At 63.5% G+C, this 26,084-nt stretch carries 26 protein-coding genes; 11 read left to right on the forward strand and 15 right to left on the reverse strand.

Features of this window, described 5'->3' with window-relative positions; all coding sequences use genetic code 11:
- Positions 1 to 241: 241 nt before the first annotated feature.
- The 3 genes from ACQR1W_RS00925 to ACQR1W_RS00935 form a co-directional block, all read right to left on the reverse strand.
- Positions 242 to 1,351: an AMP-binding enzyme gene (locus ACQR1W_RS00925; RefSeq protein WP_434849068.1), complete on the reverse strand. Its 1,110-nt coding sequence runs from the start codon at positions 1,349 to 1,351 to the stop codon at positions 242 to 244.
- 7 nt (positions 1,352 to 1,358) lie between these two features.
- A complete protein-coding gene (trmFO, locus tag ACQR1W_RS00930) occupies positions 1,359 to 2,792 on the reverse strand; it encodes a methylenetetrahydrofolate--tRNA-(uracil(54)-C(5))-methyltransferase (FADH(2)-oxidizing) TrmFO (protein ID WP_434849069.1) in 1,434 nt (477 codons plus the stop codon).
- 145 nt (positions 2,793 to 2,937) lie between these two features.
- On the reverse strand, positions 2,938 to 3,090 hold the full coding sequence (locus tag ACQR1W_RS00935) for a DUF1127 domain-containing protein (protein ID WP_083841365.1): 153 nt from the start codon (positions 3,088 to 3,090) through the stop codon (positions 2,938 to 2,940).
- 660 nt (positions 3,091 to 3,750) lie between these two features.
- Here ACQR1W_RS00935 and ACQR1W_RS00940 point away from each other — a divergent pair.
- Positions 3,751 to 4,014, forward strand: coding sequence for a hypothetical protein (locus tag ACQR1W_RS00940; protein WP_434849070.1), 264 nt, complete (start codon positions 3,751 to 3,753; stop codon positions 4,012 to 4,014).
- A gap of 60 nt (positions 4,015 to 4,074) precedes the next feature.
- On the opposite strand, the gene ACQR1W_RS00945 is transcribed toward ACQR1W_RS00940, so the two are convergent.
- Complete coding sequence (locus ACQR1W_RS00945; RefSeq protein WP_434849695.1) at positions 4,075 to 4,863, reverse strand: lytic murein transglycosylase; 789 nt, start codon at positions 4,861 to 4,863, stop codon at positions 4,075 to 4,077.
- A gap of 279 nt (positions 4,864 to 5,142) precedes the next feature.
- Positions 5,143 to 6,054, reverse strand: a complete 912-nt coding sequence (locus ACQR1W_RS00950; protein ID WP_434849071.1) for a DUF2189 domain-containing protein — start codon at positions 6,052 to 6,054, stop codon at positions 5,143 to 5,145.
- A gap of 368 nt (positions 6,055 to 6,422) precedes the next feature.
- On the opposite strand from ACQR1W_RS00950, the gene ACQR1W_RS00955 reads away from it, so the two are divergent.
- On the forward strand, positions 6,423 to 6,836 hold the full coding sequence (locus tag ACQR1W_RS00955; RefSeq protein ID WP_434849072.1) for a DUF3597 domain-containing protein: 414 nt from the start codon (positions 6,423 to 6,425) through the stop codon (positions 6,834 to 6,836).
- Between the two features lie 73 nt (positions 6,837 to 6,909).
- Here ACQR1W_RS00955 and ACQR1W_RS00960 read toward each other — a convergent pair whose 3' ends face one another.
- From ACQR1W_RS00960 to ACQR1W_RS00970, 3 genes are all read right to left on the reverse strand, one after another.
- Positions 6,910 to 7,074, reverse strand: coding sequence for a DUF1127 domain-containing protein (locus ACQR1W_RS00960; RefSeq protein ID WP_434849073.1), 165 nt, complete (start codon positions 7,072 to 7,074; stop codon positions 6,910 to 6,912).
- A 118-nt stretch (positions 7,075 to 7,192) separates the two neighbouring features.
- Positions 7,193 to 7,468: a GNAT family N-acetyltransferase gene (locus ACQR1W_RS00965; RefSeq protein WP_434849074.1), complete on the reverse strand. Its 276-nt coding sequence runs from the start codon at positions 7,466 to 7,468 to the stop codon at positions 7,193 to 7,195.
- A 144-nt stretch (positions 7,469 to 7,612) separates the two neighbouring features.
- Positions 7,613 to 8,131, reverse strand: coding sequence for a DUF3828 domain-containing protein (locus ACQR1W_RS00970; RefSeq protein ID WP_434849696.1), 519 nt, complete (start codon positions 8,129 to 8,131; stop codon positions 7,613 to 7,615).
- 252 nt (positions 8,132 to 8,383) lie between these two features.
- Between ACQR1W_RS00970 and ACQR1W_RS00975 the strand changes: the two genes are divergently transcribed.
- The 5 genes from ACQR1W_RS00975 to ACQR1W_RS00995 all read left to right on the forward strand — a co-directional run bounded on the left by ACQR1W_RS00975 (position 8,384) and on the right by ACQR1W_RS00995 (position 14,120).
- Complete coding sequence (locus ACQR1W_RS00975; protein ID WP_434849075.1) at positions 8,384 to 10,018, forward strand: acyl-CoA synthetase; 1,635 nt, start codon at positions 8,384 to 8,386, stop codon at positions 10,016 to 10,018.
- A 6-nt stretch (positions 10,019 to 10,024) separates the two neighbouring features.
- Positions 10,025 to 10,885: a PCC domain-containing protein gene (locus tag ACQR1W_RS00980; protein WP_434849076.1), complete on the forward strand. Its 861-nt coding sequence runs from the start codon at positions 10,025 to 10,027 to the stop codon at positions 10,883 to 10,885.
- A gap of 902 nt (positions 10,886 to 11,787) precedes the next feature.
- Positions 11,788 to 12,468 (forward strand): UPF0149 family protein, encoded by a 681-nt coding sequence (locus ACQR1W_RS00985; RefSeq protein WP_434849077.1) that lies wholly within the window; start codon positions 11,788 to 11,790, stop codon positions 12,466 to 12,468.
- A 161-nt stretch (positions 12,469 to 12,629) separates the two neighbouring features.
- The gene (locus tag ACQR1W_RS00990; protein ID WP_434849078.1) at positions 12,630 to 13,184 is read left to right on the forward strand and encodes an SRPBCC family protein; all 555 of its coding nucleotides are present in this window, start codon (positions 12,630 to 12,632) and stop codon (positions 13,182 to 13,184) included.
- 45 nt (positions 13,185 to 13,229) lie between these two features.
- Complete coding sequence (locus ACQR1W_RS00995) at positions 13,230 to 14,120, forward strand: YncE family protein (RefSeq protein WP_434849697.1); 891 nt, start codon at positions 13,230 to 13,232, stop codon at positions 14,118 to 14,120.
- Between the two features lie 99 nt (positions 14,121 to 14,219).
- Here ACQR1W_RS00995 and ACQR1W_RS01000 read toward each other — a convergent pair whose 3' ends face one another.
- On the reverse strand, positions 14,220 to 14,906 hold the full coding sequence (locus tag ACQR1W_RS01000) for an HAD-IA family hydrolase (RefSeq protein ID WP_434849698.1): 687 nt from the start codon (positions 14,904 to 14,906) through the stop codon (positions 14,220 to 14,222).
- Positions 14,907 to 15,042: 136 nt separating this feature from the next.
- Here ACQR1W_RS01000 and ACQR1W_RS01005 point away from each other — a divergent pair, with 136 nt between their 5' ends.
- The gene (locus tag ACQR1W_RS01005) at positions 15,043 to 15,279 is read left to right on the forward strand and encodes a hypothetical protein (RefSeq protein ID WP_434849079.1); all 237 of its coding nucleotides are present in this window, start codon (positions 15,043 to 15,045) and stop codon (positions 15,277 to 15,279) included.
- A 325-nt stretch (positions 15,280 to 15,604) separates the two neighbouring features.
- On the forward strand, positions 15,605 to 15,919 hold the full coding sequence (locus tag ACQR1W_RS01010; RefSeq protein WP_434849080.1) for a hypothetical protein: 315 nt from the start codon (positions 15,605 to 15,607) through the stop codon (positions 15,917 to 15,919).
- A 98-nt stretch (positions 15,920 to 16,017) separates the two neighbouring features.
- On the opposite strand, the gene uvrA is transcribed toward ACQR1W_RS01010, so the two are convergent.
- The 5 genes from uvrA to ACQR1W_RS01035 form a co-directional block, all read right to left on the reverse strand.
- Positions 16,018 to 19,002 (reverse strand): excinuclease ABC subunit UvrA, encoded by a 2,985-nt coding sequence (gene uvrA, locus ACQR1W_RS01015; RefSeq protein WP_434849081.1) that lies wholly within the window; start codon positions 19,000 to 19,002, stop codon positions 16,018 to 16,020.
- A gap of 330 nt (positions 19,003 to 19,332) precedes the next feature.
- On the reverse strand, positions 19,333 to 19,986 hold the full coding sequence (locus ACQR1W_RS01020) for an outer membrane protein (protein ID WP_434849082.1): 654 nt from the start codon (positions 19,984 to 19,986) through the stop codon (positions 19,333 to 19,335).
- A gap of 288 nt (positions 19,987 to 20,274) precedes the next feature.
- Entirely contained in the window at positions 20,275 to 21,036 is a 762-nt protein-coding gene (locus ACQR1W_RS01025) for an outer membrane protein (protein ID WP_008967580.1), read from the reverse strand.
- A gap of 292 nt (positions 21,037 to 21,328) precedes the next feature.
- On the reverse strand, positions 21,329 to 22,060 hold the full coding sequence (locus ACQR1W_RS01030) for an outer membrane protein (RefSeq protein ID WP_434849083.1): 732 nt from the start codon (positions 22,058 to 22,060) through the stop codon (positions 21,329 to 21,331).
- A 207-nt stretch (positions 22,061 to 22,267) separates the two neighbouring features.
- Positions 22,268 to 23,020 carry an outer membrane protein gene (locus ACQR1W_RS01035; protein ID WP_434849699.1) on the reverse strand — a complete coding sequence of 251 codons (753 nt, stop codon included), beginning with the start codon at positions 23,018 to 23,020 and terminating at the stop codon, positions 22,268 to 22,270.
- 473 nt (positions 23,021 to 23,493) lie between these two features.
- Between ACQR1W_RS01035 and ACQR1W_RS01040 the strand changes: the two genes are divergently transcribed.
- Positions 23,494 to 23,988: a single-stranded DNA-binding protein gene (locus ACQR1W_RS01040; RefSeq protein ID WP_434849084.1), complete on the forward strand. Its 495-nt coding sequence runs from the start codon at positions 23,494 to 23,496 to the stop codon at positions 23,986 to 23,988.
- Between the two features lie 168 nt (positions 23,989 to 24,156).
- Here ACQR1W_RS01040 and ACQR1W_RS01045 read toward each other — a convergent pair whose 3' ends face one another.
- On the reverse strand, positions 24,157 to 24,909 hold the full coding sequence (locus tag ACQR1W_RS01045) for an SDR family oxidoreductase (RefSeq protein ID WP_434849085.1): 753 nt from the start codon (positions 24,907 to 24,909) through the stop codon (positions 24,157 to 24,159).
- 110 nt (positions 24,910 to 25,019) lie between these two features.
- Here ACQR1W_RS01045 and ACQR1W_RS01050 point away from each other — a divergent pair, with 110 nt between their 5' ends.
- Positions 25,020 to 25,928, forward strand: coding sequence for an AraC family transcriptional regulator (locus tag ACQR1W_RS01050; RefSeq protein ID WP_434849086.1), 909 nt, complete (start codon positions 25,020 to 25,022; stop codon positions 25,926 to 25,928).
- The last annotated feature ends 156 nt before the right edge of the window (positions 25,929 to 26,084 follow it).

Genomic DNA, 26,084 nt, shown 5'->3' on the forward strand with positions numbered 1-26,084 from the left:
CAGCTTAACGTCAGCCTGTGGTTGTTGTAAGCCTCAATAATGGAATGGCTGCGTTGGCATTTCGAACACAACAGAGCCGGTATCGTGGTTGCCGTGTTGGTCGCCGCGTTCTTGGTCGCATACCTCGTGTTTCCGCCTCCTTTTCGCAGCGAAAACGGCAATGGTTTCGGGCCGGACTGGGAGTGTACGACACAACCGCAGAGCGAGCCGACCTGCATCAAGAAATTGAGGCCTTGAGAGGCTACCGTCCGGTGGACTGCAGATTGACGTCCGCAGCCTCGAAATTGAAGCGGTCACGGAGGTTCTTGCGGGAATCCAGGATGGCCTTCAGGAAGGCGCGATCGGTGTCGGTCGTGACCATGGGCTCGATCAGGTCGAGCTGGTTCATGGCAACGAGCTGCAGGATTTCGGTCCTTGGCTTGCCGGCCCCGTCCCGCGGCAGCGCCTGAACCACTTGGATGTGCTCGGGCGGTTTGGGTCCCTTCGCGGCCGCAAGTTCGGTCTGGAGCTGAGCCTCGAGCGAGGGCCGGTCGGCTTCGACGAATGCGTAAAGGCCGACCCCGGTGCGACGGTCGGCAAAGGCCACGATCGCGGCGTCGCGCACATCGGGGTTTCTGAGGATCAGCTCCATCAACACGGGTGCATCATTGACCAGCCGCCGGCCACCGCCTTCGCGATCGGTGAAATTGAAGATGCCGCGGGTGATGGCGCGATAGACCTTCTTGCCGGTCATGAGCCAGATCCGCGCGAACAAGGATTTGCGCGCGAGGATCTTGCGCTCTTTCGGAGTCAGCGCCTCCGGTGCGTACGTCCGCTTGTGCTTGAGCATGTGCCGCAGGTCTTCATAGGCGGCGATGCGGAAGAGGCGGCTGCGCGTCGAGAAACAGGCCGCCAGCTGGAAGTCGGTGACGTAACAATGGCCGTCGCGCCCGACCAGCCAGTTCTGCTCCTTGGCGAGATCATTATGCGTGATGCCGGCGCGGTGCAGCCGGCGCAGCGTCTGCTTGGCGGAGCGGAAATAGGCGACATTGCCGCGGGGTTTTGCCAGATGAAGTGCGACGCCGTCGATGAAGCCGCGCACCAGAGCGCGGTCACCGGCCCACAGGAGCTCAGGACCCACATTGAGGCCGTTGGCCAATGTCAGTGCCTTGCGTTCCCGGGCGAACAGATGGCGCGCCAGCAGATACGACCACCATGGCACTTCATCGAGCCGCCGCAGCACGGCATCGACCTCGCCCTTGTCGCTGCGGAAACGGCCGCGCTCAACGATCGAAAACACGTCGCCCTTGAGCAGAACTCCGCTGCTCCAGCGCGACGACAGCACTTTGGCGTCGTCCTTCGGCAAACTCATCGGAAACTCACGCAGCGGCAGCGATATTGAGGTGGTCGGCGATCCAGCGGTCGAGATCGGCCAACGCGCGGGCGCTGAGCGCCTGCTTCTTGGCCACCGTTTTCTCGTTGCCGCGCAGGCGCGTGCCGTCCGGCTTTTTGGTCGGCACGCTCGCAAGCGGCGGGAAGAGGCCGAAATTGATGTTCATCGGCTGGAACGAGCGCGCCCCGGCGTCGATCGTTTCGATATGGCCGCCGGTGATATGACCCAGGAGCGCGCCCAGCGCCGTGGTCGGCGGGGGCGGCGTGAGCTGTTGTCCGCGCGCATCGGCCGCGGCGTAGAGGCCTGCGATCAAGCCAATGCTCGCGGATTCGACGTAGCCTTCGCAGCCCGTCATCTGGCCGGCAAAGCGCAATCGGGGTTGGGCGCGAAGGCGCAGCTGGGCGTCGAGCAGCTTCGGCGAGTTCAGAAATGTGTTGCGGTGCAGGCCGCCGAGACGCGCGAACTCGGCTTTCTCGAGGCCTGGAATGCTGCGGAATACCTGCTGTTGGGCGCCATACTTTAGCTTGGTCTGGAAGCCGACCATGTTGTAGAGCGTGCCGAGCTTGTTGTCCTGGCGCAGCTGCACGATTGCATAGGGTTTCACGGTCGGGTTGTGCGGATTGGTCAGTCCCACAGGCTTCATGGGTCCGTGGCGCAGCGTCTCGTGGCCGCGCTCCGCCATCACCTCGACCGGCAGGCAGCCGTCGAAATAGGGAGTGTTGGTCTCCCAGTCCTTGAAGTCGGTCTTTTCACCCGCGAGCAGCGCGGTGACAAAGCCATCGTACTGCTCCTTCGTCATTGGGCAGTTGATATAGTCCGCGCCAGTCCCGCCGGGCCCGACCTTGTCGTAGCGAGATTGAAACCAGGCCACCGACATGTCGATGGTTTCCTTATGCACGATCGGTGCGATGGCATCGAAGAAGGCGAGCGCATCCTCGTCGGTCAAAGCGCGGATGGCGTCGGCGAGCGGCTCCGAGGTGAGGGGGCCTGTCGCGACGATGACATTGTCCCATTCGGCCGGAGGCAGGTCCGCGATTTCGCCGCGCCGAAGCTCGATTCGGGGATGCTCCTGCAGCGCCCGCCCGACTGCGGCGGAAAAGCCGTCACGGTCGACCGCCAAAGCGCCTCCGGCTGGCACCTGGTTGGCATCGGCTGCGCGCATGATCAACGAGCCGAGCTTCCGCATCTCTGCGTGCAACAGACCAACGGCGTTATTGGCAGCGTCATCGGACCGGAACGAATTGGAGCAGACGAGCTCGGCGGGCGAGTGCGTCCGATGCGCTTCGGTCATACGTTCCGGGCGCATTTCGTGCAGAATCACGCCAACGCCGGCTTCGGCCAGCTGCCAAGCGGCTTCTGAGCCGGCGAGCCCGGCGCCAATCACATGAATGGGTTCGCGAGATGATTTGGTCGCAGTCATGGGGGCAGAGGTAGCGCGTTTCCCGCTGTAGGGAAATGCGCCTTAGCACGCCGTTCGACCAGATCGGCCACGGAACCGCGACGCCTTAAACGACAACGCCCGCCAAGAGGCGGGCGCTGTCCGTCAAGGCGTCGGAAGCAGCTGATCAGCCGTTGTAGTGACCGGCGGCGACGCGCGGAATGTCAGAGCGGTCGAGGCCGATATCCGCGAGCTCGCGATCGCTGAGCTGCGACAGCTCGGCAACGTTGCGCTGATACTCCCGGAACGCCTGGATCATGCGGATGAGCGAGAGCAACATAGTAAATCTCCTTAGATCGACGATTCAGCTCTTCGCCAGAGCCTCATCGTTGAAATGAATATAGAAGAGATTGTTGCGCTGCAGAAGCGCTGATGTTGCGGTGCAGCTAAACGATCAGCGCATAGCTTTGGTAACGGACCATTAGGAATCGATGCTGTCAGCTTTTTCCGTAGAAATACCTTTATTATCAATACCTTCGGAGGTATTTTGTGGAGGCCGGGAGCGGTGTGCATTCGGTGTCGTGGACTGTCGCGGCGCACTTTCTTGCCCGCTCAGTTCATTAAAAGTGAATTATAATTCGATTTATCTCACATCATCGCGAGCGGTTGTGATTCGCTTGCTCGGCGGCGATCCGGGGCCCAGACCAGATCGGGCGAGCGTTCCCCTTCTGATGCGCCGCGATCAATTGCGCCGCGCAGACTCCCGAAAATCGAAGAATGCAGTCTCAGATTGCATCTTCATTATCAGTTCGGCGTTCGCTGCGCCGCATCGTTACGGGGTTGTAATCGAATTGCTCTGTTATGCATGTGCCTCTGCGTTGATCGCGCATCACATTTTGCTCGCGTCGAATTCATTCGGAGGTTGAGCAACCTTCAGCGACAAAATGTCACATGGCTTTCGGCATGGCGTCGGGGGCCGTGGAAAAGGTGGGGAAATCACATGAAAACGAAGCTTTTTGGAGTAGCCGTGTTGGCGGCAGCGCTGGGAACAGCCCTGCCTGCGCACGCCGCGAAGGTGGGGGGTGGTTGCAGCGGCTCGAATCTCGAGAAGACGGAAACGGCCATCGAGGCGATGGCGGACGGCGACGCCAAGTTCGCGGCCGAGAAGGAAGTGGCGTTGGCGCAGGACGCTTTGCTGAGCGGCAAGATGGGCGTCTGCGCGGTGCACCTGTCGAAAGCCGCCCATGCGGGGGTAGCCAAGTAAGCACCTCCGATCGATGATATCAGGCCGACCGCGATGGCGGTCGGCCTTTTGTTATGCTCGCTAGGGGGCGTGCGACAATTGAGTCGCGAACGCTGCAATCGTGCGGGCGTAGACGTCGCTCTTGTTCCATTGCTGGAGCACCGTGAAATTCGGCCCGCTAGGTTCCCAATCCTTGCCGCGCTGCCACCCGTGCCCCTTCAAGTAGTTTGCGGTCGAAGCGAGGACATCCGGTGCGCTGCGCATCAGGTCGCGCCGGCCATTGCCGTCGAAATCGACCGCGAACTTCAGCCACGAAGACGGCATGAACTGGGTCTGGCCGATCTCGCCGGCCCACGCGCCGCGCATCTCGGCCGGCGCCAAGTCGCCGCGTTCCACGATGCGCAAGGCATCCATCAGTTCGGCGCGAAACTCGTCGGCGCGGCGGCAGTCGTAAGCCAGCGTCGCCAAGGCGCGGATGGTCGGGAACTTGCCGATGTTGACGCCGAAATCGGTTTCCAATCCCCAGATCGCAACCAGCACCTCGCCGGGCACGCCATAGGTTTCCTCAATACGCGACAGCACGGATCCATATTGCTTCATCATGTTGGAACCGCGGGTCAGCCGCGGCGGGATCATGCGGCCGGAGAACTCTTCGAAGGTTTGCGAGAAAACCTTCTGCGAATGGTCGCGGGTGATGACGCTCTGATCGAGCGTCACCCCGTTCAGGCCTGTGCTGACTGCGGCCGCCGAGATTCCTTTTGCCGTCGCTTCCGCCTTGAAGTCGGTCAGCCAGGCATCAAAGCTGCCGCTGCCGCACGCCGCCGCCGCGCGGGCTGTGCCGAGTGGCATCGCGGCAAACGCGGCGCACATGACAAGGCTTGCAAGGAGGCGAGAAGGGGGCATCGAACGCACCTGTCATCGAAATGATTTCAACCGATATCAGCGGGTCGCCATCTTGGGCGCGACCGCGGCCAGAACATGGCCCGCCCATCACGTTGCCGTATGTGAGACGCGCGTCGAACGTCCATCCAACACTATAAGGATTGTTTAACAGGCGGATGCGTCTGCAATACTTCGCCCTGTCAACGGCGGGCCGCCGGCGAGATGACCGGCGGCCCGGCTGCAGATCTTGACGCATGTATGTCATGCCTACTTGTCGTCGCGCGATCGCCAGGGGAACAAATTGGCGGGGAAGTCCGCGGCAGGTTTGCGCTGCGGAGGTGCCGGCGGCGCCAGCCGGACGGCGTTGGGATAGACCGCAATCACGTCGCGATAGAGGTGCCAGGTCGCGTGGCCGAGCAGTGGAACCACAACCGCAAGACCGAGGAAGAACGGGATCGTCCCGATAACCAGGAGCGCGGCGACAATCAGGCCCCAAGTTGCGATCGCAACCGGGTTCTTGGCGGTCACCCGCAACGACGTCACCATGGCTTCGAGCGCACCCGCACGGCGGTCAAGCATCAGCGGGAACGAGACCACGGTGATGGACAGCGCCAGCAGCGCGAACAGGAAGCCGGTGCCGCAGCCGACCACGATCAGCCACCAGCCCTGTCGTGTGGTCAGAACATGCTGGATGAAATCGCCAAAGCTGGTCGCGCCGCCATAGCCGAACACGGCGATATAGATCGCCTGCGCGGTCGCCACCCAGGTCACGAACAACGCCAGCAGCAACGTGCCGAGTCCGAGCATCGCGCCGAACGAAGGCGAGCGCAGCACCTCGAAGGCATCCCAGGCCGAGGCCTCGATTCCCCGCTCGCGCCGGCTGCTCAGTTCATAGAGTCCGAGCGCGGCGAAGGGGCCGAGCAGTGCGAAGCCGGCGGCCAGCGGGAACAACAGCGGAATCACCGAATAGCCGAACGCCGCCCGGGCCAGCACCAGGCCAAGCACGGGATAGATCGCGCACAACATCAGCGCGTGACTGGGCATGGCCTTGAAGTCTTCCCAGCCGAGCTGCAGCGCCCGCTGCAAATCGGAAAAATCGATGTTCCGGATGGTCAGCTCGGCCGCGACCTCATCGCCGGGCCGAGCGTGTGGTGCGACATTGCTATGATAGGTGGCCATGGTCGTTTGCTCCCTTCGATCCAGCGTGCAGCCGCCGCAGGGCTGGCGGCGTTCGCAGGTTTCAGACAGGCTCGCGATCTGGCCAGACGCGACGAACCCGAGGACGGCCATTCGCGAACTGAAGTCAGAAGCATACTCGAAAACCCAATTGTCCGTGCTCACGGCTGGGTGACGGTCGGCTATATCGCGGTGCACACAACGATACGTCATTTCGCCGTCATTCCGCCTTGGGTAAGGTTCAACGTTTCGCTGCCCTGTCCGGCGTCGACAGGTCGTTGGCTGTGAGTCACCGGTTCGCGCTGACACGCAACCAAAAGCAGCCGACTTCGTTCTTCACGCGTTAGCTAAAATCCATTGGGGAGCCATTGATGAGCGTCTTTGGAAAAATCATGAGCGCAATTTTCGGCCACCACGCCGAAGCGGCGCCGGCCGGCGGGGCTGCACCGGTGGGCGGCAGCGCGCCCGCGACCGAATCGGCTGCCCCGAGCGCTACGCCGGCGGCGGCGCCAGCTGCCGCCCCGCAGAGCGTCGACGTTGCCGCCATCGTGGACAAGGCGGCCGCGGCCAAACATGAAAAGCTGGAATGGCGGACCTCGATCGTCGACCTGATGAAGGCGCTCGATATCGATTCGAGCCTGGCCGCCCGCAAGGAGCTTGCCAAGGAACTCGGCTACACCGGCGACACCAACGATTCCGCAAGCATGAATGTCTGGCTGCACAAGCAGGTGATGGCCAAGCTCGCCGCCAATGGCGGCAAGCTGCCGCCGGAGATCAAGCATTAGAGGCTGCGCCGAAACGCGGACAAAACATAGGGCCCGCCATGGTGCGGGCCCTATTGCTGTTTGCGGCGCATTCTCAAACGGCCATGTGCTCGGCGTGCTCCCACGCTTCGGCGCGAAGCTCGGAGCGGCTGACGCCGATGTCATACAAGGTCCGGTCGTCGAGCTCCTCGAAATACAGCAGTTGGATGCGGTAGTGGATGTAGCGCTTGAGAGCGCCGAAAATCGCGGCGATGAACATCCGCGTCTCTCCCGGTTATCTGGTTCGTTTGACCGGCCGACACTGCTGCGCTGTCCGCGTAGCCATTGCGTTAACAACGCACCGGGGAGAGGCATTTCCAGTAGTTTTACGGGTCCGTTCAGGCCGCGAGATCGCGGTATTCCGGATGCCGGCGCAGATAGACGGCGACGAAGCTGCAGCCGGCGATCACCTTGCGTCCGTCGCTGCGGATCAGCTCCAGCGCGCCCTTGACCAGCTTGGAGGCAATGCCGCGCCCGCGAAGCGCCATCGGCGTCTCGGTGTGGGTGATGATGACGGCCTGCGGCGTCAGCCGGTAATTGGCGAACGCGATTTGGCCTTCCACCTCGAGCTCGAAGCGGTTTTGTTCCTTGTTGTCGCGGACCATCGCTGCCACCTTTCGCGTATTGCTGCCCCGATGTAAGCCGCTTCGGTCGGCTTGCACAGGTGCGACACTGCAATGCGGCTGCGCCGCGCATCACAGCTATGCTTCTTGCGTCATCGCCGGCTCTTGTCACGGGATCGCGCCGTCTCCTTTTCCTCAGCTCTTCAGGGAGTCCGCGAGCATGGCGCGGATCGACCAGGCCTGATCCTCGATCGCCCCCTTGATGTCGTCGATCTTCCACTTGTCCGCCTCGCGCACGAAATCGTAGCGAATGACCTGCTCGGCCTCATCCTTGCGGTCTTTGCGATGGCCTGTGAACGCCACGGCCAGCGTCGCCTTGTCAGCTTCCATTTTTTCCGTCGTGACCTTGAATGAGGCGACGTCCGGATCTTGCGAGTTGGTGACAGGATCGAAATCCACCGGGCCGATATCGCCCTTCGGCGTGTGCGCGTCAGACTTGGCCCAAAGCGCGATCAGCGACTTCGACAGGTATTTCGCCTTTGCGGCTTTGCTCTCGATGATGAACGCGCCGCCGCCATCTCCCTTGCCGCTGGCAGCGCGGGCATAGATCGCCGTGAGGATTGCGACCGGATCGTTGGTAACGGGCGCCTGCGCCAGAACAGATGATGCGGCAAGGGTAGTTGCGGTAGCGAGAAGGGTTCGACGGGTGAGCATTGCTGTCCTCGTATGAGAGATCGGGGCGCCGGGCGAAAGCCGCAGGCGCGCCCCAGATTTGTCGTGCGGCGTGCCGGTTCGTTCGATGCAATCGAAGCTATCGATGACATCGTCGTGCCGATCTTGCAGGCGATCGTGGGAAGGCGATAAACAGAAGGCTAATTTCGGCTTGCTGCCGCTTACGTTGTTCCCTGAGGAAATGCCCATGAAGCCTGAGCTCACCGTGTTCAGCCTGCCGGTCGTGGAGGCTCCATGAGCGGCGAAGCCGTCACGGAATTCGTGCCGCAAGGCGGGCTTCTGCGCATGTCGCGCCGGGTGATGAATCTCGCGCATATCGTCACGCAAAATGGCCGCAGGCTCGGCGATTGCGTCGGCTTCGTGTGGGGTGAACGATCCTGGACCTGGCGCGAGATCGACCGGATGGTATCTGCGCTCGCGGCCGCATTGGCTGAGCGCGGCATCGCCAAGGGCGACCGCATCCTCGTGCATTCCAAGAATTGCGAGGAGATGTTCGTCTCGATGTTTGCGGCGTTCCGGCTTGGTGCGGTGTGGGTGCCGACCAATTTCCGCCTGATGCCGGATGAGGTCGCCTATCTCGCCACCGCCTCGGGCGCCAAGGCGTTTCTTTGTCACGGCGACTTCCCCGATCATGCGGCGGTCGTGACTGGTCCCGCCTTCATCTGGCGCATCGGCGAGGCCGGCGCATTCGGTGAGCGCACCGTGAGCGAGGCGATCGAAGCGCATCGCGGCGCGCAAATCGACAATGCGCCCGTCGAGCACGATGACCCCTGCTGGTTCTTCTTCACCTCCGGCACCACCGGCCGCTCGAAAGCGGCGGTGCTGACGCACGGCCAGATGGCGTTCGTGATCACCAATCATCTCGCCGATCTGACCCCGGGGACGACCGCGGACGACGCCTCGCTCGTGGTGGCGCCATTGTCGCATGGCGCCGGCGTGCATCAGCTGATGCAGAGCGCGCGCGGCGCCAAGACGGTGCTGTTGCCAAGCGAAAAGTTCGACATCGCGGAAGCTTTTCGTTTGATCGAGACCCATCGCGTCAGCAACCTCTTCACCGTGCCGACGATCCTGAAGATGATGGTCGAGCATCCCGCCGTCGATCAGTTCGACCATTCCTCGCTGCGTCACGTCATCTATGCCGGCGCGCCGATGTATCGCGAGGACCAGAAGCGGGCGCTGAGCAAGCTCGGCAAGGTCATCGTGCAATATTTCGGGCTCGGCGAGGTCACCGGCAACATCACCGTGCTGCCGGCGCCGCTGCACGAGGGGAAGGACGGACCTGAGGCGCGGATCGGGACCTGCGGCTATGAGCGCACCGGCATGCAGGTCTCCATCCAGGATGATGCAGGCCGCGAGCTGAAGCCCGGCGAGACCGGCGAGATCTGCGTGATCGGCCCGGCGGTGTTCGCGGGCTACTACGACAATCCCGAAGCCAACGCGAAGGCATTTCGCAACGGCTGGTTCCGGACCGGCGATCTCGGCCACATGGATGCGCAGGGCTTCGTCTACATCACCGGGCGCGCCTCCGACATGTACATCTCCGGCGGCTCCAACATCTATCCGCGCGAGGTCGAGGAGAAGATCCTGACCCATCCCGATATCGGCGAGGTCGCCGTGCTCGGCGTGCCCGATCCCGTGTGGGGAGAGGTCGGCGTTGCCGTCTGCGTCGCGCGTGAGGGCGTGGCGGCACCGAGCGAAGCCGACATGGCCGGATATCTCGCCACCAAGCTGCCGCGCTACAAGATGCCGAAGCGGTTCTTCTTCTGGGATGCCTTGCCGAAATCCGGCTATGGCAAGGTGCCGAAGCGCCTGGTGCGAGACGAGTTGGACGCGCGCGGGTTGCTCGATCTTAACGCGAAGCAGGGCTGAAGCGACATGCGTCAGGTTCGTCAACCCGGGCCGCCGGTTGCGGAGCGCATCCAGTGGGTGGGAGCGCGTGGCCGCGCCGTCAGCTTCACGGTCCCCGCCGGCCTGCCGCTTCTGGAGGCGGTGCGGCAGGGCTTCGCCGCCTACGGCTTTGCCGGTGGCGTTGCCAACATCGCCGGCGGCGCACTCGGACCGTTGGCCTATGTGATGCCGGCGCTGTCGGCCACGCCGGATCATGCCGCCTTCTACAGCGAAACCTACCGTCCCCAGGGGATCACGCGGCTGTCGACGGCAACGATGACGTTGGGCGTTCGCGACGAGGCGCCGTTCTTCCATTGCCACGCGCTGTGGACAGAGGAGGGCGGTCGTAAGAGCGGTGGGCATATCCTGCCCGAGGAGACCGTCGTCGCCGAAGCGTTCGTCGTCGACGCGTTCGGTCTCGATGGTGCTGACTTCAGCGCCGCGCCCGATCCGGAGACCAATTTCAAGCTGTTCGGGCCGGTGTCGACAGCATCGAGCGGCGCCACCACGGATCGGCGCGCGTTCGCGCTGCGGCTGCGGCCGAACCAGGATTTCGCGCTCAGCCTGGAAGAATTCTGCCGCGCGCACGGCATCAGTCATGCGCGGATCCGCGGCGGGGTCGGCTCGACCATCGGCGCGCGCTTCGTCGAAGGAATAGATGTCGAGCCGTTTGCAACCGAACTGACCGTGACCTCCGGCCTGATCGCGCCGGGACCGGACGGCACGCCGGAAGCCACGCTTGACGTCGCCTTGGTCGACTACACCGGCGCGCTGGCCCAGGGGCGTCTGGTCCGCGGCGACAATCCCGTGCTGATGACCATGGAGCTGGTGTTGGAGGTGATGGACTAACACGGCCGAGGGTGGCGCTCCTGAGTGAGGTAGCCTAGCGTAGGATCGCCAATTCTCGGAGCTATCCTTGGCGTTCGCGCCATCATGTTGGTCGTCATGCCCTGCGCATGCGGGGCATCCAGTACGCCGAGGCCGTTCGGTGAATCGCTGCCGCCGCTGGAATACTGAATCGCCCGCATGCGCGGGCGATGACGGCGGGGGATGTGCGAGAACGCGACATCAAAAACGCGCATCGGCTCGTCCGTATCACTTGCCGGACAGCATCGCATATGCCTGACCATTCCCGCGGCGCGTGGCGTCCGGGTTTTGCATCGACGTTGGCTCCCTCGAAGGATAGAGGGCGCAGGGAAGGCCGGGCATCGACTGATACCCGCGGCCCCCGTGCGCGAAGAGTGCACGGGGAAGGAACCACAGGCTCAGCCGGATCGCACCGGCCTTCCCTGCGCGATGGTTTTGACGGCTGCTCCGAGCTCTCCCCGGGGACCGGCGTTCTTGCCCCCGTCGCCCGCGAAACGTCATCGCAAGCTTGGCGTCAGCACCGGGACGCCAGGACCACACGGCTTGACCGTGCGCATCGGGATTGTTCGTCGGCATGAGATGACTCACGCTGCAATCCGATGCACCCCATCGCAGCCCGCACTCGACGTTCGTGACGATCGCGAAGCGCCCCTCATGTGAGGCGGGATGACATGAAAAACCATGATTTCTGAAAATGCGAAATCAGAATATTTTTCGCAACAAGGCTGGACAGGGGGCATCGCTCTGGAAAACTTCGCGAAATCAGGTTTTCGGCGCGTGTCGTTTTCGGTATTGAGGAGGCTGCGAAGCGGAGATTTGGCAATCCCGCGCGCCTGACGGGCAAATCACCCGCGCTGAATACGGTTGCAGTTTGGGTGATGGAAATGATGGATCAGACCCGCCGCGATGAGCTGGAACAGGCGCTGCTGGCGCTCGACGACCGTGCCATGGTGCTCGAAGAGCTCGATGGCTTCATCGCCGGCCTGCTGGTCGGTCCCGAAACGATTCCCGTCAGCGAATGGTTCGCGGCTGCCTTCGGCATGACCGGAGGGCGCACGTCCGTGTTCGACACGATCGATCATGCCAACGACGTCCTCGGCCTGGTCACTGACTACTACAATGATGTCGCGATGACGCTGGCCGAGCATCCGGACAGCTATCGGCCGCTGTTTCCGATCGATGAGCGCACTGGCGATGTGCTCTGGGAGCTGTGGATGGACGGCTTTGCGACCGCGATGGAACTGCGTCGCCCTGCGTGGTTGCAGCTCCTTGATGCCGAGAGCGGCCCGACTGCAGCGGCGGCGGGCTTGTTCATGCTGGCGGATATCGCCCGTGAAGACCATGACCTGCCCGACAAAGAGGTCGCGCGGTTGACGCGGCAGGCGCCCATGCTGATCCCAAAATGGATCGTAGCTTTGCATGCGCATCGGCTGAAGACACCGGCGCCGGCGGGCAGTCTGACAGATCAGCCCAATCCTTTCGCTTCGAAGCGCAAGATCGGCCGCAACGAGCTGTGCCCGTGCGGGTCGGGCAAGAAGTACAAGCGCTGCTGCGAAGCCAATTGAGCGGGGCGCGCTGGAGCAGTCGTCGCCTGACCGGCTGCAGGGCGGATTGGCCGTTCCCGGCTCGCCATGACACCGTCTTGTTTGCCGCCACAATGAACAGTAGCCTGTGCAACGACTGCGCCGCGCTGGCGCTGGGCAACAAGAACGATTGAGGAAACGACATGAGGGTGACGATCGCCGGGGCCGTGGCGGCCTTGATGGCAGCTGCGGTGGTGACGACGGCATTGAACACGGCCTGGGCGCATGGCCCGACCCGGCGCAAGGTGCAGCAGCAGGTCGAGATCAACGCCGCTCCGGCCAAGGTGTGGGCGGTGATCGGCAATTTCCAGGACATGAGCTGGCTCGGCCCGGTCGAGAAGACCGAGGGCGACAAGGGCAATGAGATCGGCGCCACCAGGCGGCTGACGCTGAAGGGCGGGGCCACGGTCGACGAGGAGCTCTATAAGTACGATGCCGAGAAGATGAGCTATTCGTACCGGATCACCGCTGTCGACGTGAAGGTGCTGCCGGTGACCAACTATTCGTCGACCATTACGGTGTCGCCGAGCGCGGACGGGAAGGGCAGCCTGGTCGAATGGGCCGGCGCGTTCTACCGCGGCTATCCCAACAACGATCCGCCGCCGGAGCTGAACGACGAGGCCGCGATCAACGCGGTGACCGGGCTCTATCACGACGGGCTGGACGGGCTGAAGAAGAAGGTCGAGAGCGGAAGCTGACCGGTGCGTGCTCTGCTGATCTCGGCCTGCCTCGTGCTCTCGGGCATGGCGCGGGCGGAGGAAGCGTTCGTCACCAACCAGCTCAGCGATGATCTGACCATTGTCGATCTCGCCAACTTGCAGCCGCTGGCCACGATTCCGATCGGCGGCAAGCCGGCCGGGGTCGCGGTAACGCGTGACGGGCGGTTTGCCTATGTGACCAGTCCTGACGACAAGGCCGTCAGCATCGTCGATGCGGCGGCACGGCAGGTGGCGGGACGTATCGAGGTCGGTGGCGGGCCGCTCGGCATCGCCGTCGCGCCTGACGGAGCTGCAGTCTATGTCGCTGACTGGTACGCGGCGGCGATCCGCGTCATCGATCCCAAAGCGCGGGCCGTGGTCGCGAGCATCGCGGTCGGCGCCTCGCCCTCGGGGCTGGCGGTCACGCCGGACGGCAAGCTGCTGCTGTCAGCGGACCGCGATGATGACAGCGTGTCGGTGATCGACACGGCCACACGCGAGCGCAAGGCCGTGATCAAAGTCGGCACCCGGCCGTTCGGCGTCACCATCGATGCCGAGGGCCGGCGCGCCTACACCGCCAATGTCGGCTCCAACGATGTCTCGGTGATCGATCTTGCTGATAACAGCGAGGTCGGGCGCGTGAAGGTCGGCCTGCGGCCCTATGCGGTGGCGCTGGCGCAGGGGCGCGGTTTCGTCACCGACCAGTATGACGGGATGGTCAGCGTGTTCGATTTGGCGAGCCTTAAGCCGCTCAAGCGCATCAGCGTCGGCGACTATCCGGAAGGGATCGAGGCGACCGCGAACGGCCAGCGCATCATCGTCGCGAATTGGGAGAGCAACACGCTCAGCGTTATCGACGTTGCCGAGTTGAAGGTTGTTGGTGAGGTCAAGGTCGGTGACGGCCCGCGTGCATTCGGGGTATTCCTGCGGCGGTGAGGGCGGTCTCTCCACGGTGAGCTCGTCATGCCCCGCGCAGGCGGGGCATCCAGTACGCTGAGGCGTCTCTGATGAACGCAAGGTCTCTGGGATACTGGATCACCCGCCTCCGCGGGTGATGACAGCGGAGGGGAACGGCTGCCCCGGAGAACGTGGCGATGCCAGCAGTACCGCCTCCGCGATCTGCTCCATCTGCTCGAACACCAAATCCGGCTTGCGGTCGATCAGCGCCTGGCGCGCCGCATAGCCCCAGGTCACGGCGCCGCAAGCGATGCCGGCGGCGCGCGCCGCCTCGATATCGCGGGTCTCGTCGCCAATTGAGATCGCCTGCTCCGAATCGCGCCGGGCACGTTTCAGCACGCGGCGAAACTTCTGCGCCTTTCCGAACACCGAGGCTGAGCAGTCGAAATCGGCAAACAATGCGGCAAGCGGCCCGAGCTTCTGGCGCGCATTGGCTTCGGTGTCGGAGGAAACCAGTGCCAGCGCGACGCCATTGGCTGCCAGCGCGGCGAGCATGGTGTCGACGCCGGGAAACAGCGGAATGGTCGCGGCATCAGCGGTCTTCAGCTTGCGCATGTGCCGCGCGATCAGCGGCAGCTTCCAGCGGGGCACCTGCAGGAAGTCGAGAATCTCGCGGGTCGACGCGTGCCGAAGCCGCTCTACGTCCTCGTCTTGCACGCGGCGGAAGCGATAGCGGTCGGCCACCAGGTTCACGGTGCGCGCGAACCAGGGGAAGCTGTCGACCAGCGTGCCGTCGAGATCGAAGATGACGAGGGAGTAGAGCATGCGGGCGGGCGGGTACAACGACATGTGCTATTGTTGGCGACACATCGTAACACATCAAGGATGATGCAGGTCGCCGATGAGAGTAATCCCGCCATTCCGGCTCGTAGCCGAGCCGTTGAACGAAGAGGCTGGAAATATGCAGCCGTTCAAATGGGCGCCGAAAGAAATCGGCACGAGGCACCGGCTTGGTGGTACGCCGGATTTCATTCAGGACAACGAATGGCCGACCTGTCCCATGGGGCACGGCAGGATGTCGTTTTACGGCCAATTGGATTCGATCAATGACGATATCTGCATCGCAGACTGCGGCATGGTCTATGTATTCCTTTGTTTCGACTGCTTCAGTTCAGTGGCCATCGTGCAATCATCTTAGAGGAGACTGGGGCTGCGTGGTTGAGCCCAGCGAAAATGGGACGTTTCACTGTCGTCCCTACGAAAGCAGGGACCCATAGCCCCCGGGCTCTCGGAATTGTGAGATGTTGCTCCAGCATGCTCAGATCGGCAGAGGTGGCTACGGGTCCGGCACAAGGCCGGGACGACAGCATGCGTTGCGCCTGGTCACGCAATCTCACGTGGTGAAGTCAGATCCATGATCGCGCTCCATCACATTCGCTCACATCTTTTTGGTGATCGGCTGAAAACGGAACGCTCCCGCAGTGCGGTAGTTTACCTTCGACTTGAAGCAAGGGAGCGTGCACATGCAACGCAAGATCCAACTGGCCGCAATGGCGGCCGCAACTCTGATCGCCGGCACCGCCGGCGCGTTCGCGCAAGGTTATGCCCGCTACGGAGATTCGATGGCTTGGGGACCTGGGCCGGGCTACGCGGCCGGTCCGGCCTACAGCTATGACGCCGTTCCGCCGCAGCCGATGTATTACGGGGGCCGGGGCTGGTATGGCGGCTATGGTAACGGCACCAGCCACCCGACGCCGAGCTCGACCCAGGGCGATGTCGGCCCGCAGGGCAATAACAACGGCACTGTCACGGGCGTGTACCGCTATCAGCGCTGGTAAGATCGGCCTGAACTAACGTCATGCAACAAACCCGCCGCTCGTGATCGCGCGGCGGGTTTGTCATTGCGAGGTGGGCTGTTTGCCCCGTAGCCTTGTATTTACTCCGCCGCCTCGCTCGCCGATCCGCCGCGCTTCTTCGGCTTGGCTGACTTCTCCAGCACCGGCTTCAGGAACTGCCCGGTGTAGCTGCGCGGCGCTTTCACGATGTCCTCCGGCGGGCCCCAGGCAACGATCTCGCCGCCGCCGTCGCCGCCCTCGGGGCCGAGGTCGATCACCCAGTCCGCGGTCTTGATGACTTCGAGATTGTGCTCGATCACCACAACCGTGTTGCCCTGCGCGACCAGCTCGTGCAGCACCTCCAACAGCTTCTTGACGTCGTGGAAGTGCAGACCCGTGGTCGGCTCGTCCAGGATGTAGAGCGTGCGCCCGGTGGCGCGCTTCGACAATTCCTTGGCGAGCTTGACGCGCTGCGCCTCGCCGCCGGACAGCGTCGTGGCCTGCTGGCCGACATGGATGTAGTCGAGCCCGACCCGGTGCAGGGTGTTGAAGGTCTCGCGCACGCGCGGCACCGCCTTGAAGAACTCGGCGGCTTCCTCGACCGTCATGTCGAGCACGTCGGCGATCGACTTGCCCTTGAACAGCACCTCCAGGGTTTCGCGATTGTAGCGCTTGCCCTTGCAGACGTCGCAGGTGACGTAGACGTCGGGCAGGAAGTGCATCTCGATCTTGATGACGCCGTCGCCCTGGCAGGCCTCGCAGCGGCCGCCCTTGACGTTGAAGGAGAAGCGGCCCGGCTCATAGCCGCGCGCCTTGGCCTCAGGCAGGCCCGCGAACCACTCGCGGATCGGCGTGAAGGCGCCGGTATAGGTTGCGGGATTTGAGCGCGGCGTGCGGCCGATCGGCGACTGGTCGATGTCGATGATCTTGTCGATATGTTCCAGGCCCTCGATGCGGTCATGCGGCGCGGCCGCCTCGTTGGCGCCGTTGAGCTTGCGCGCGATCGCCTTGTAGAGCGTGTCGATCAATAGCGTCGATTTGCCGCCGCCGGACACGCCGGTGATGCAGGTGAACAGCCCGAGCGGAATCTCGGCCGAGACGTTCTTTAAGTTATTGCCGCGCGCATTCACCACCTTGATGGTGCGGCGATGGTTCGGTGGCCGCCGTTCCGGCACCGCGACCTCGAGCTCGCCCGTGAGATATTTGCCGGTCAGCGATTTCGGGTTGCGCATGATCTCGGCTGGCGTGCCCTCGGCGACGATGTTGCCGCCATGCATGCCGGCGCCTGGACCAATGTCGAGCACGTAGTCGGCAAGGCGAATGGCATCCTCGTCATGCTCGACCACGATCACGGTGTTGCCGAGGTCGCGCAGGCGCTTCAGCGTGTCGAGCAGGCGGGCATTGTCGCGCTGGTGCAGACCGATCGAGGGCTCGTCGAGCACGTAGAGCACGCCTGTCAGGCCAGAGCCGATCTGCGAGGCCAGGCGGATGCGCTGGCTCTCGCCGCCGGATAAGGTGCCGGAGGAGCGCGATAGGGTCAGATAGTTGAGGCCGACATCGAGCAGGAAGGTGAGGCGCTCGCGGATCTCCTTGAGGATGCGCGCGGCGATCTCGGCCTGCTGCGCGTTGAGGCTCTCCGGTACTTTCGCGAACCACTCGCCGGCCGCCTTCACGCTGAGTTCGCTGATCTCGCCGATATGCTTGGTGCCGACCTTGACGCACAGCGCCTCGGGCTTGAGGCGGTAGCCGTTGCAGGCGGCGCAGGGCACGTCGTTGAAATATTTGCCGAGCTCCTCGCGCGCCCATTCGCTCTCGGTCTCGCGGAAGCGGCGCTCGATATTGGTCACGACGCCCTCGAACGGCTTCTTGGTGTCGTAGGAGCGGACGCCGTCCTCATAGGTGAACTTGATCTCGTCGTCGCCGGAGCCGTTCAGCAGCGCGTTCTGCACCTTCTTCGGCAGCTCCTTCCACTTGGTGTCGAGGGTGAATTTGTAGAACTTGGCCAACGCCGTCAGGGTCTGCAGGTAATAGGGCGAAGACGACTTGGCCCAGGGCGCGATCGCGCCCTTGCGCAAGGTCAGCTCCTTGTCGGGAATCACCAGGTCGGCGTCGACATGCTGCTCGACCCCGAGCCCGCCGCAGGCGGGGCAGGCGCCGTACGGATTGTTGAACGAGAACAGCCGCGGCTCGATCTCGGGGATGGTGAAGCCGGAGACCGGGCAGGCGAATTTTTCCGAGAACAGGATGCGCTCGGGTCCGCTCTTGTCGTGGATCTTGGCGGTCTTCTTCTTCTCCTCGGCCGGCGCGCCGGAGGTGGGCGCATCGGCGAACTCGATCACCGCCAAGCCCTCCGCGAGCTTCAGCGCGGTCTCGAAGCTTTCCGCAAGCCGCTGGCCGATATCGGAGCGCACCACGATGCGGTCGACCACGACGTCGATATCGTGCGGGAACTTCTTGTCCAGCGTCGGCGCCTCGGCGAGCTCGTGGAAGGTGCCGTCGATCTTGACGCGCTGAAAGCCCTTCTTGAGATACTCGGCGAGCTCCTTCTTGTACTCGCCCTTGCGTCCCCGCACGACCGGCGCCAGCAGATAAAGCCGCGTGCCTTCCGGCAGCGCCAGCACGCGATCGACCATCTGAGACACGGTCTGGCTCTCGATCGGCAGCCCGGTCGCCGGCGAGTAGGGCACGCCGACGCGCGCCCAGAGCAGGCGCATGTAGTCGTAGATCTCGGTGACGGTGCCGACGGTTGAGCGCGGGTTCTTCGAGGTCGTCTTCTGCTCGATCGAGATCGCAGGCGATAGGCCGTCGATCTGATCGACGTCCGGCTTCTGCATCATCTCCAGGAACTGGCGCGCATAGGCCGAGAGCGATTCGACGTAGCGGCGCTGGCCCTCAGCATAGATGGTGTCGAAGGCGAGCGAGGATTTGCCGGAGCCGGACAGGCCGGTGAACACGACGAGCCTATCGCGCGGAATCTCGACGTCGATGTTCTTGAGATTGTGCTCGCGCGCGCCTCTGATGGTGATGGCGCGCAGGCTCGACTGATTGGCTTGCGCACGTTGCTTGGCCTTGAGCACTTCATCCATCGCGATTCGTCCCACGGCGCCGGTCCAGCGCCATTGTTGGCGGCGCGCAGACTAGCGCGCCTTTCGGTTCAGGCGCGCTCCGCCGGGAACCGGCCATCGGACGCCAAGGGAGAAAGGTAGGCTAGGAACGTAGGAAGAACGGCGGCGAATTTCCAGTGCGCGAATCGAATCATCAACAATGCGCAGACGGAATGGCAGCGCCTGTCAGCAGGCCGGCGCCGAACAGGTGCCAGGAGCACAAGACAAGAGCACAAGAGCAGGAGCGGTAAAGAAAAAGCCTCCGCTCGCGAGAGCGGAGGCTTTGCAGGTGGCCCAGAAGGCCCGTCGGTCTTAGAAGTGGTAGTTCACGCCGACCTGCACGGTGTGCAGGTTGAGGTCGCCGGTCGGCAGCGCACCGTTGAAGTAGGTCTTGCCGCCGAAGCTCTTGTAGAGGTATTCGGCCTTGATCGACCACTTCGGAGCAATCAGGAACTCGGCGCCAGCGCCGGCGGTCCAGCCGCTCAGGAACTGCGAGTCGGACGCGCTCACGCCGAGCGCGGAGAGCGTGATCTTGTTGTCGGCCCAGGCGTAACCAGCGGTGCCGTACAGCAGGACGTTGCCGAACGCGTAGCCGAGGCGGCCGCGGACCGTACCGGTTGCATCGACCTTGCTTCCGACGCTGACGGCACCGAAGCCGGGGACAACGCCCGCAACGGAGTCGTTGATGTCGGCCCAGGCGGCATCGGCCTCAAGGCCGTACACCCAGTTTGCGGTCTGCCAGTTGTAGCCCAAGGTGCCGCCCGCGAAACCGCCCTTCGGGCTGAGAATGCCGCCGTTGTCCGTGGTGGCGTAGCCGCCCATGGCGCCGATGTAGAAGCCGGCCCAGGTCGGCAGCGGGGCCATAACCGGCGCCTTGGTGTAGGTGCGCGCGGCGAGATCGGCAGCGACGGCAGGAGCCATTCCCAGCGCGGCAAAGGCCACAGTCGTCAGCAGAAGTTTCTTCATGATTTCCAGTCCCATTCTTCCTCGTCGCTCTCGCCGCGCTTGCAAGTCCTGTCACGCGACCAGAACGTACCCGTTCAGATTGACGAGGCCCTCATAACCGAGGTCCGGGCGAAATACCGTCACCTCAGAGCCACAGTCGGGGCGAAAGCACGGATTTGGGAACCGATTCAAAAAGAGGTGGCCGTTCAATCACTTGTTCCAACTGTGTCCGGAAAAACGCGGTTGTCACGGACAATAAAAAGGCCGGCGCAGGGCCGGCCTTCAGGTTCGATCGCGCCGCGTGGCAGATCAGTATCGCGTCAGCGCCGCCCCGCCGAAGCGGTAATTGACGCGCACGGTTGCGAGATCGACGCTCTGCTTGATCGTATCGGTGCGGGCGTTGGCAAACGCGGTGGCGGGGAAGTTGATGTCGCGGCTGCCCATGAAGAGGTGGTCGTATTCGACCGCCACCGACCAGTTCGGGGCGAAAGCATATTCAACGCCGGTGCCGACGGTGCCGCCCCAGCGCGACTCGCTTGCCGAATCGAGTTCGGCGCCGGTCAGGGTGGCCAAGCCGCGGTACTTGTTGTGGGTGACGGCCGCGCCGCCCTTCACGTACCAGAGCACATTGTCCCAGGCATAGCCGCCCTGGACCGTGAACAGGCCGATCGCATCGGTCTTGGTCTGATTGGTGATGCCGACTGCCGACGCGGCCGTGCTCGCGTTCGATGCCTTCAGATCGGTCCAGTCGCCCTGCGCTTCGACGCCGAACACCCAGTTGGCAGCCTGCCAGCGATAGCCGACCTGTCCACCGACCAGGCCGCTGGTGGCGTTGTGGCAGCCTTCGGACTGAGTGGCCGCCAGCGGCACGCCCGCAACACTGTTCAGCGTCCAGCAATTGCGGCTCCAATCGGCGCCGCCATTGAGGCCGATGTAGAAGCCGGCCCAGCTCGGCAGCGGCGTCACATAGGCGGGCGCCTTGGTATAAGAGCGCGCAGCCAGGTCGGCGGCGGATGCAGGTGCTACTCCGAGCGCCGCAACGCCTGCAGTCAAGAACAGCATCTTCTTCATTGTTGTCTCCAGTCCCATTGATCCTCGTTGCCGGACCCCACCGGTCCGGACCCACCCCGAGTGGCTGAAGCAAAGTTGTAGCGACGGGAGCTTTCCAAAGCTGTCACCCGCGCGCTGCATCAACCGGAAGCTGCTGATCGTGCTTAAGGTTTGGTAACCACACAGACGCCGCCGCCGGCGCATGGCCGCCGGTCAGGAAATCTGGATGAGAAATCTGCAGGAATCGCGGAGGTCTGTCCTCGCCGCTGCCGAACGGATGAGGAGCGGCCTAAGTGTTTGTTAGTACTTATTACTACTTGGCGACGACCGGACCGCCCCAGCGGTAGTTCACGCGCAAGGTCGCCATGTCGGCGTCGAGGCCGACGGTCTCCCCGCGGGATGCGGCGCCTCCGGGAATGTTGGTGAGGCCGACGCTGCGGTTGCCCATGAAGAGGTGATCATACTCGGCAGCCAGCGACCAATTGGGTGCGAAGCCGACCTCGATGCCGGTGCCGATGGCGCCGCCCCAGCGGGTGTCACTGGCGCGATCGAACACGGCTGTCGCCGCCGTGAGGCCGTTGTATTTATCGGAAGTGACCGCTGCGCCGCCCTTCACGTACCACAGCACGTTGTTCCAGGCGTAGCCGGCCTGGCCGGTGAACAGGCCGACGGCATTCATCTTGGTCTGATTGGTCGTCGCGGCCACGACCTGGCTGGCATTGCTGCCCTTGAGGTTGGCCCAGTCGCCCTGTGCTTCGATACCGAACACGAGGCCGCCACTCTGCCATCGATAGCCGATCTGGCCGCCCGCCAGGGCGCCGGTGGCATTGTGGCAGCCTTCGGAGGCTCCGGCCGCGGTGTTGGTCCAGCAGCTGTGAGCGGAGCCGCCGCCGGCGTTCAGGCCGGCATAGAACCCACCCCATTCATAGATGGCGGCCACCATGGCTGGCGCCTTGGTGTAGGTGCGCGCGGGCAAATCGGCTGCGATGGCCGGCGCTGCCCCCAGCGCCAATAGGGTTGCCGCCCCCAGCAGCATTCCTCGCATCGCAGTCCCCAAATCCCTTCCGACGCCCGCACGCACACTCACCAACGCCCCCCGACGCCCTCGTTCTATAGCCGCTTTCCCTGCGACATGCCGTCACCGAAATGCCACAACGGCTGAGCAAGCGCCAGCCGTCGAGCAATCCGGCGCCAAATGAAAAGGCCGGCGCAGAGGCCGGCCTTTTTTGCGCGAGTTGGGTGTGCTGCGCGATCAGTAGCGGGCGACGACCGGGCCGCCGAAGTGCCAAATAATACCGGCCTTGACGGTGTGGACGGTGTCTTTGAACTCGGAGCGATCGGTCGCGACCGGTGTGAACTGGATCGTGCTGCGGCCAAAATCGATGAAGTTGTATTCGAGCTTGGCCGACCAGTTCGGAGCGAACATGTATTCGCCGCCCACGCCGACGGTCCAACCCCAGCGCCAATCGTTTTGGACGAAGCTCGGCGGGTTAAGACCGGCATCATACCGATGCTGCAGATCTCCCACAGCGGCACCACCGCTGATGAAGAGCAGGGCAGGCCCGGTCGCCCAACCCAGGCGGCCCTTGATATCGCCGAAGCTCCGTATTTTCGTGAAATAGGTATCTCCGAAGCCTAGCGCCGGGTTGATTACGGCCGAGCGGCCGTTGATATCCGACCAGTGATAGTCGCCCTCGAGGCCGATCACGTAGTTGCCGAACTGCCAGTTGTAGCCGGCCACACCACCGACGAAACCGCCGGAGGTGTCGTAGTTCTGTGTGCCAAGGAAGCCCACAGTGTTCGGCGCGCCGAAGAATGTCTCCTTGGTACGGCCCCAGCCGCCGCCGCCTTGCACACCGATGTAGAACCCGGCCCAGGTCGGGGGCAGGGGAGCAGGCGCTGGCGGCGCCTTGGTATAGGGACGTGCAGCGAGATCGGCAGCGCTCGCGGGCGTGACCAGTCCCAGGACAATCAGGCTTACAGCTCCAAGCATAATCTTTTTCATTGGAAGTTCTCCCGCATCGCGCGCTTTCATGATCGGTCCCCCCGAAAAGCGCCCAGTAACAGATCAGCACGACCGCCGAAGCGGCTTGTCATTCCTTGAGCAGGATACGTGATTCAACCAAAAAGACTGTCGCCCAAAAGCCACATAGAGGCCGTGAAATCGGCTGTCGGAAACTAGCATAAGTTAATGATAGTACTTGTGTTTCTCTGGCATGCCTGGAACCCGCATCTCCGCCCTGAAGTGGAACCTTGATCAACTCCGTTTTGGACGGAACTCAACGCACGATTGCGAACACAGGCGACGAACAAAGCTGGAACATCTCGCCGCGGCTGCTATATGTGGATAAGCTAGGAGAAGGCGGGTGACCCGGCCGGCAAGCGTATAGGGTCCGCCGAAGAGGAAGGGATGAGCCACCGCATGCCGACAGGCCGGCGTGGACACCGGTCCAGCAATTCGAACCGCGGGAGAGTGCGATGGCGGGAAGCGTGAACAAAGTGATTCTGGTGGGCAATCTCGGCAAGGATCCCGAGATCCGGCGCACCCAGGACGGTCGGCCGATCGCCAATTTGAGCATCGCGACCTCGGAGACATGGCGCGACAAGGCCACCGGCGAGCGCAAGGAAAAGACCGAGTGGCACCGCGTCGTGATCTTCAACGAAGGGCTCTGCAAGGTCGCCGAGCAGTATCTGAAGAAGGGCGCGAAGGTTTACATCGAGGGCGCGCTGCAGACCCGCAAATGGACTGACCAGAGCGGCGTCGAGAAATACTCGACCGAGGTGGTGCTGCAGGGCTTCAATTCGACGCTGACCATGCTCGATGGCCGCGGCGGCGGTGGAGGCAGCTTCGCCGATGAGCCCGGCGGTGATTTCGGCAGCAGCGGTCCGTCGATGGCGCCGCCGCGCCGCGCGGTTGCTTCGGCCGGCGGCGGCGGACGCAACAGCGACATGGACGACGACATTCCGTTCTGATCGATTCACAGCTGAGACGACGGCAGACCTCGCGCGCTCGCGCGAGGTTTTGCCCATCATCCGTGTTTATCGTGTTGGCCGGTCAACACGGTTGTGCCGATCTGCTGGGACTGGACTGATCGCCGGCTTAGACCGCAATCACCCGTCGCCCCGATATCGTAGTCTCGGTCATCGGTCCGCGTCTGCCATCCAGGCCTCGGCGTCAGCGCCGGCCGGAAGCCGCAACGGCGCAGCTGGCTCAGTGGCCGCCCGCCAGATCGCCTTGGCCACATCAGTTGCATGGGTGACTGGACTGGAACTGTCGCGGACGCTCGCGACGAAGCGCTCGATCAGGGGCGCATAGTCGGGATTATCCGGACCGCGCAAGTGCGGGCGGGCATTGTCGCCGAAGCGCGTCTCGGGCGAACGGCCCGGCAGCACAAGATGCACCCGGACTCCGAACGGACTTACCTCGACCGCGAGCGACTCGGTGAAGGCATTCACCGCTGCCTTGCTCGCTCTGTAGACGCCCACGATCGGCAGCGGCTTGAGCGTAACGGACGAGGTAACATTGATGATGACGCCTGCGCGCCGCTTGCGAAATTGCGGCAGCACCGCCTGGCACATCGCGAGCGTGCCGATCGTGTTGGTCTGAAACAGCGCTTGCACGGTATCCGCCGCCGTCAGTTCGACCGGCGCAGGTGCGCCGAAGCCGGCATTGTTCACGAGCACGTCGATCGGCGTCGCAATGTTCACCGCTTGGGCGATGCTGTCGGAATTCGTGACGTCAAGCGGCAGCACGCGCAGCCGCTCGGAGGAGGGCAGCAGCTCCTGATGCGGCGTGCGCATGGTCGCCACGACGTTCCAACCTTGCTCGAGGAACAGCTTCGCGGTCTCCAGGCCAAATCCGGACGAGCAGCCGGTGATCAAGACGGTATTCATGAGAGCCTCCTCGGAAAACGGATAGCCCATTGCTAGAGATGGCGCTCAAGACTTACTATGATCGAGCGTCCCTGTTTCTTTAGCGTCAGTCCTCCCATGCCCGTCCTGCCATGACCGTCGATCCGCTCGCTGAGATTGTCACCCTGCTGCAGCCGGCGGCTCGCCTCTCCAAGCTGGTGGAGTGCGCCGGCTCATGGCGCATCCACCGTCAGGCCACCGGGGAGCCGTTCTACTGTGCGGTTCTGGACGGGGAGTGCCGCGTCGCGGTCGACGGGCAGCCGCCAATGGTCCTGCAGGCCGGCGACTTCGTGCTCGTTCCCGCCATGCGCGATCTGATCAATGAAAGTCTGGATCCGCCTGCCGGCCGCTCAGTCAGTGTCCCGAGGCAGGTGAGCGACGGCCATGTCCGCGTCGGTCGCCAGGATGGACCGGCCGACCTGCGCATGCGCATCGGGCACTGTAGCTTCGGCTCGCCGAATGCCGATCTGCTTGTGCCCTTGTTGCCGCAGATGGTGCTCGTACGCGGCCAGTCCCGGCTCGTCACGCTGATGCAGCTGGTCAGCGACGAGACGCGCGCGCAACGTCCAGCACGCGAACTCGTTCTCGAGCGGCTGCTGGAGGTGCTGCTGATCGAGGCCCTGCGGTGCGGAGCCGAAACCGCGGCTTCGCCGGGCCTCTCCCGGGGACTTGCCGACGAGCGCCTCGCAGCGGCGCTGTGCGCGTTGCACGCGCGGCCCGAACATCCCTGGACGGTGGCGGAGCTCGCCGCCGAAGCGGCGCTATCCCGCTCGGCCTTTTTCGCCCGGTTCAGTCGCACTGTGGGTTTGCCCCCGATGCAGTATCTCCAGGCATGGCGCATGGCGCTCGCCAGGCGACTGCTGCGTGAGCGCGAACTCGGGATGGACGAGGTGGCAGAACGCGTGGGCTACGGCTCGGCCAGCGCCTTCAGTGTTGCCTTCGCCCGTCACTCCGGCGTGGCGCCAGCCCGCTATGCGCGAACGATTCAGAGCAAGGCTTAGTTAACAAGGCTTAGTCATTCGTTTCGGTCCGTTGTCGTCGATCGACAGCCGAGGAGGATGGGCCAGAAGCGGCGCGGCTGGCTTCGCGAAGGCGTTTGCTTGGGCATGGACTCATTAAGCGCCGGGTCGATTGATGTCCGATTAACCCAACAGCAG

The organism is Bradyrhizobium sp. HKCCYLS1011 (assembly GCF_051167795.1).
In the GTDB taxonomy this organism is placed as follows: domain Bacteria; phylum Pseudomonadota; class Alphaproteobacteria; order Rhizobiales; family Xanthobacteraceae; genus Bradyrhizobium.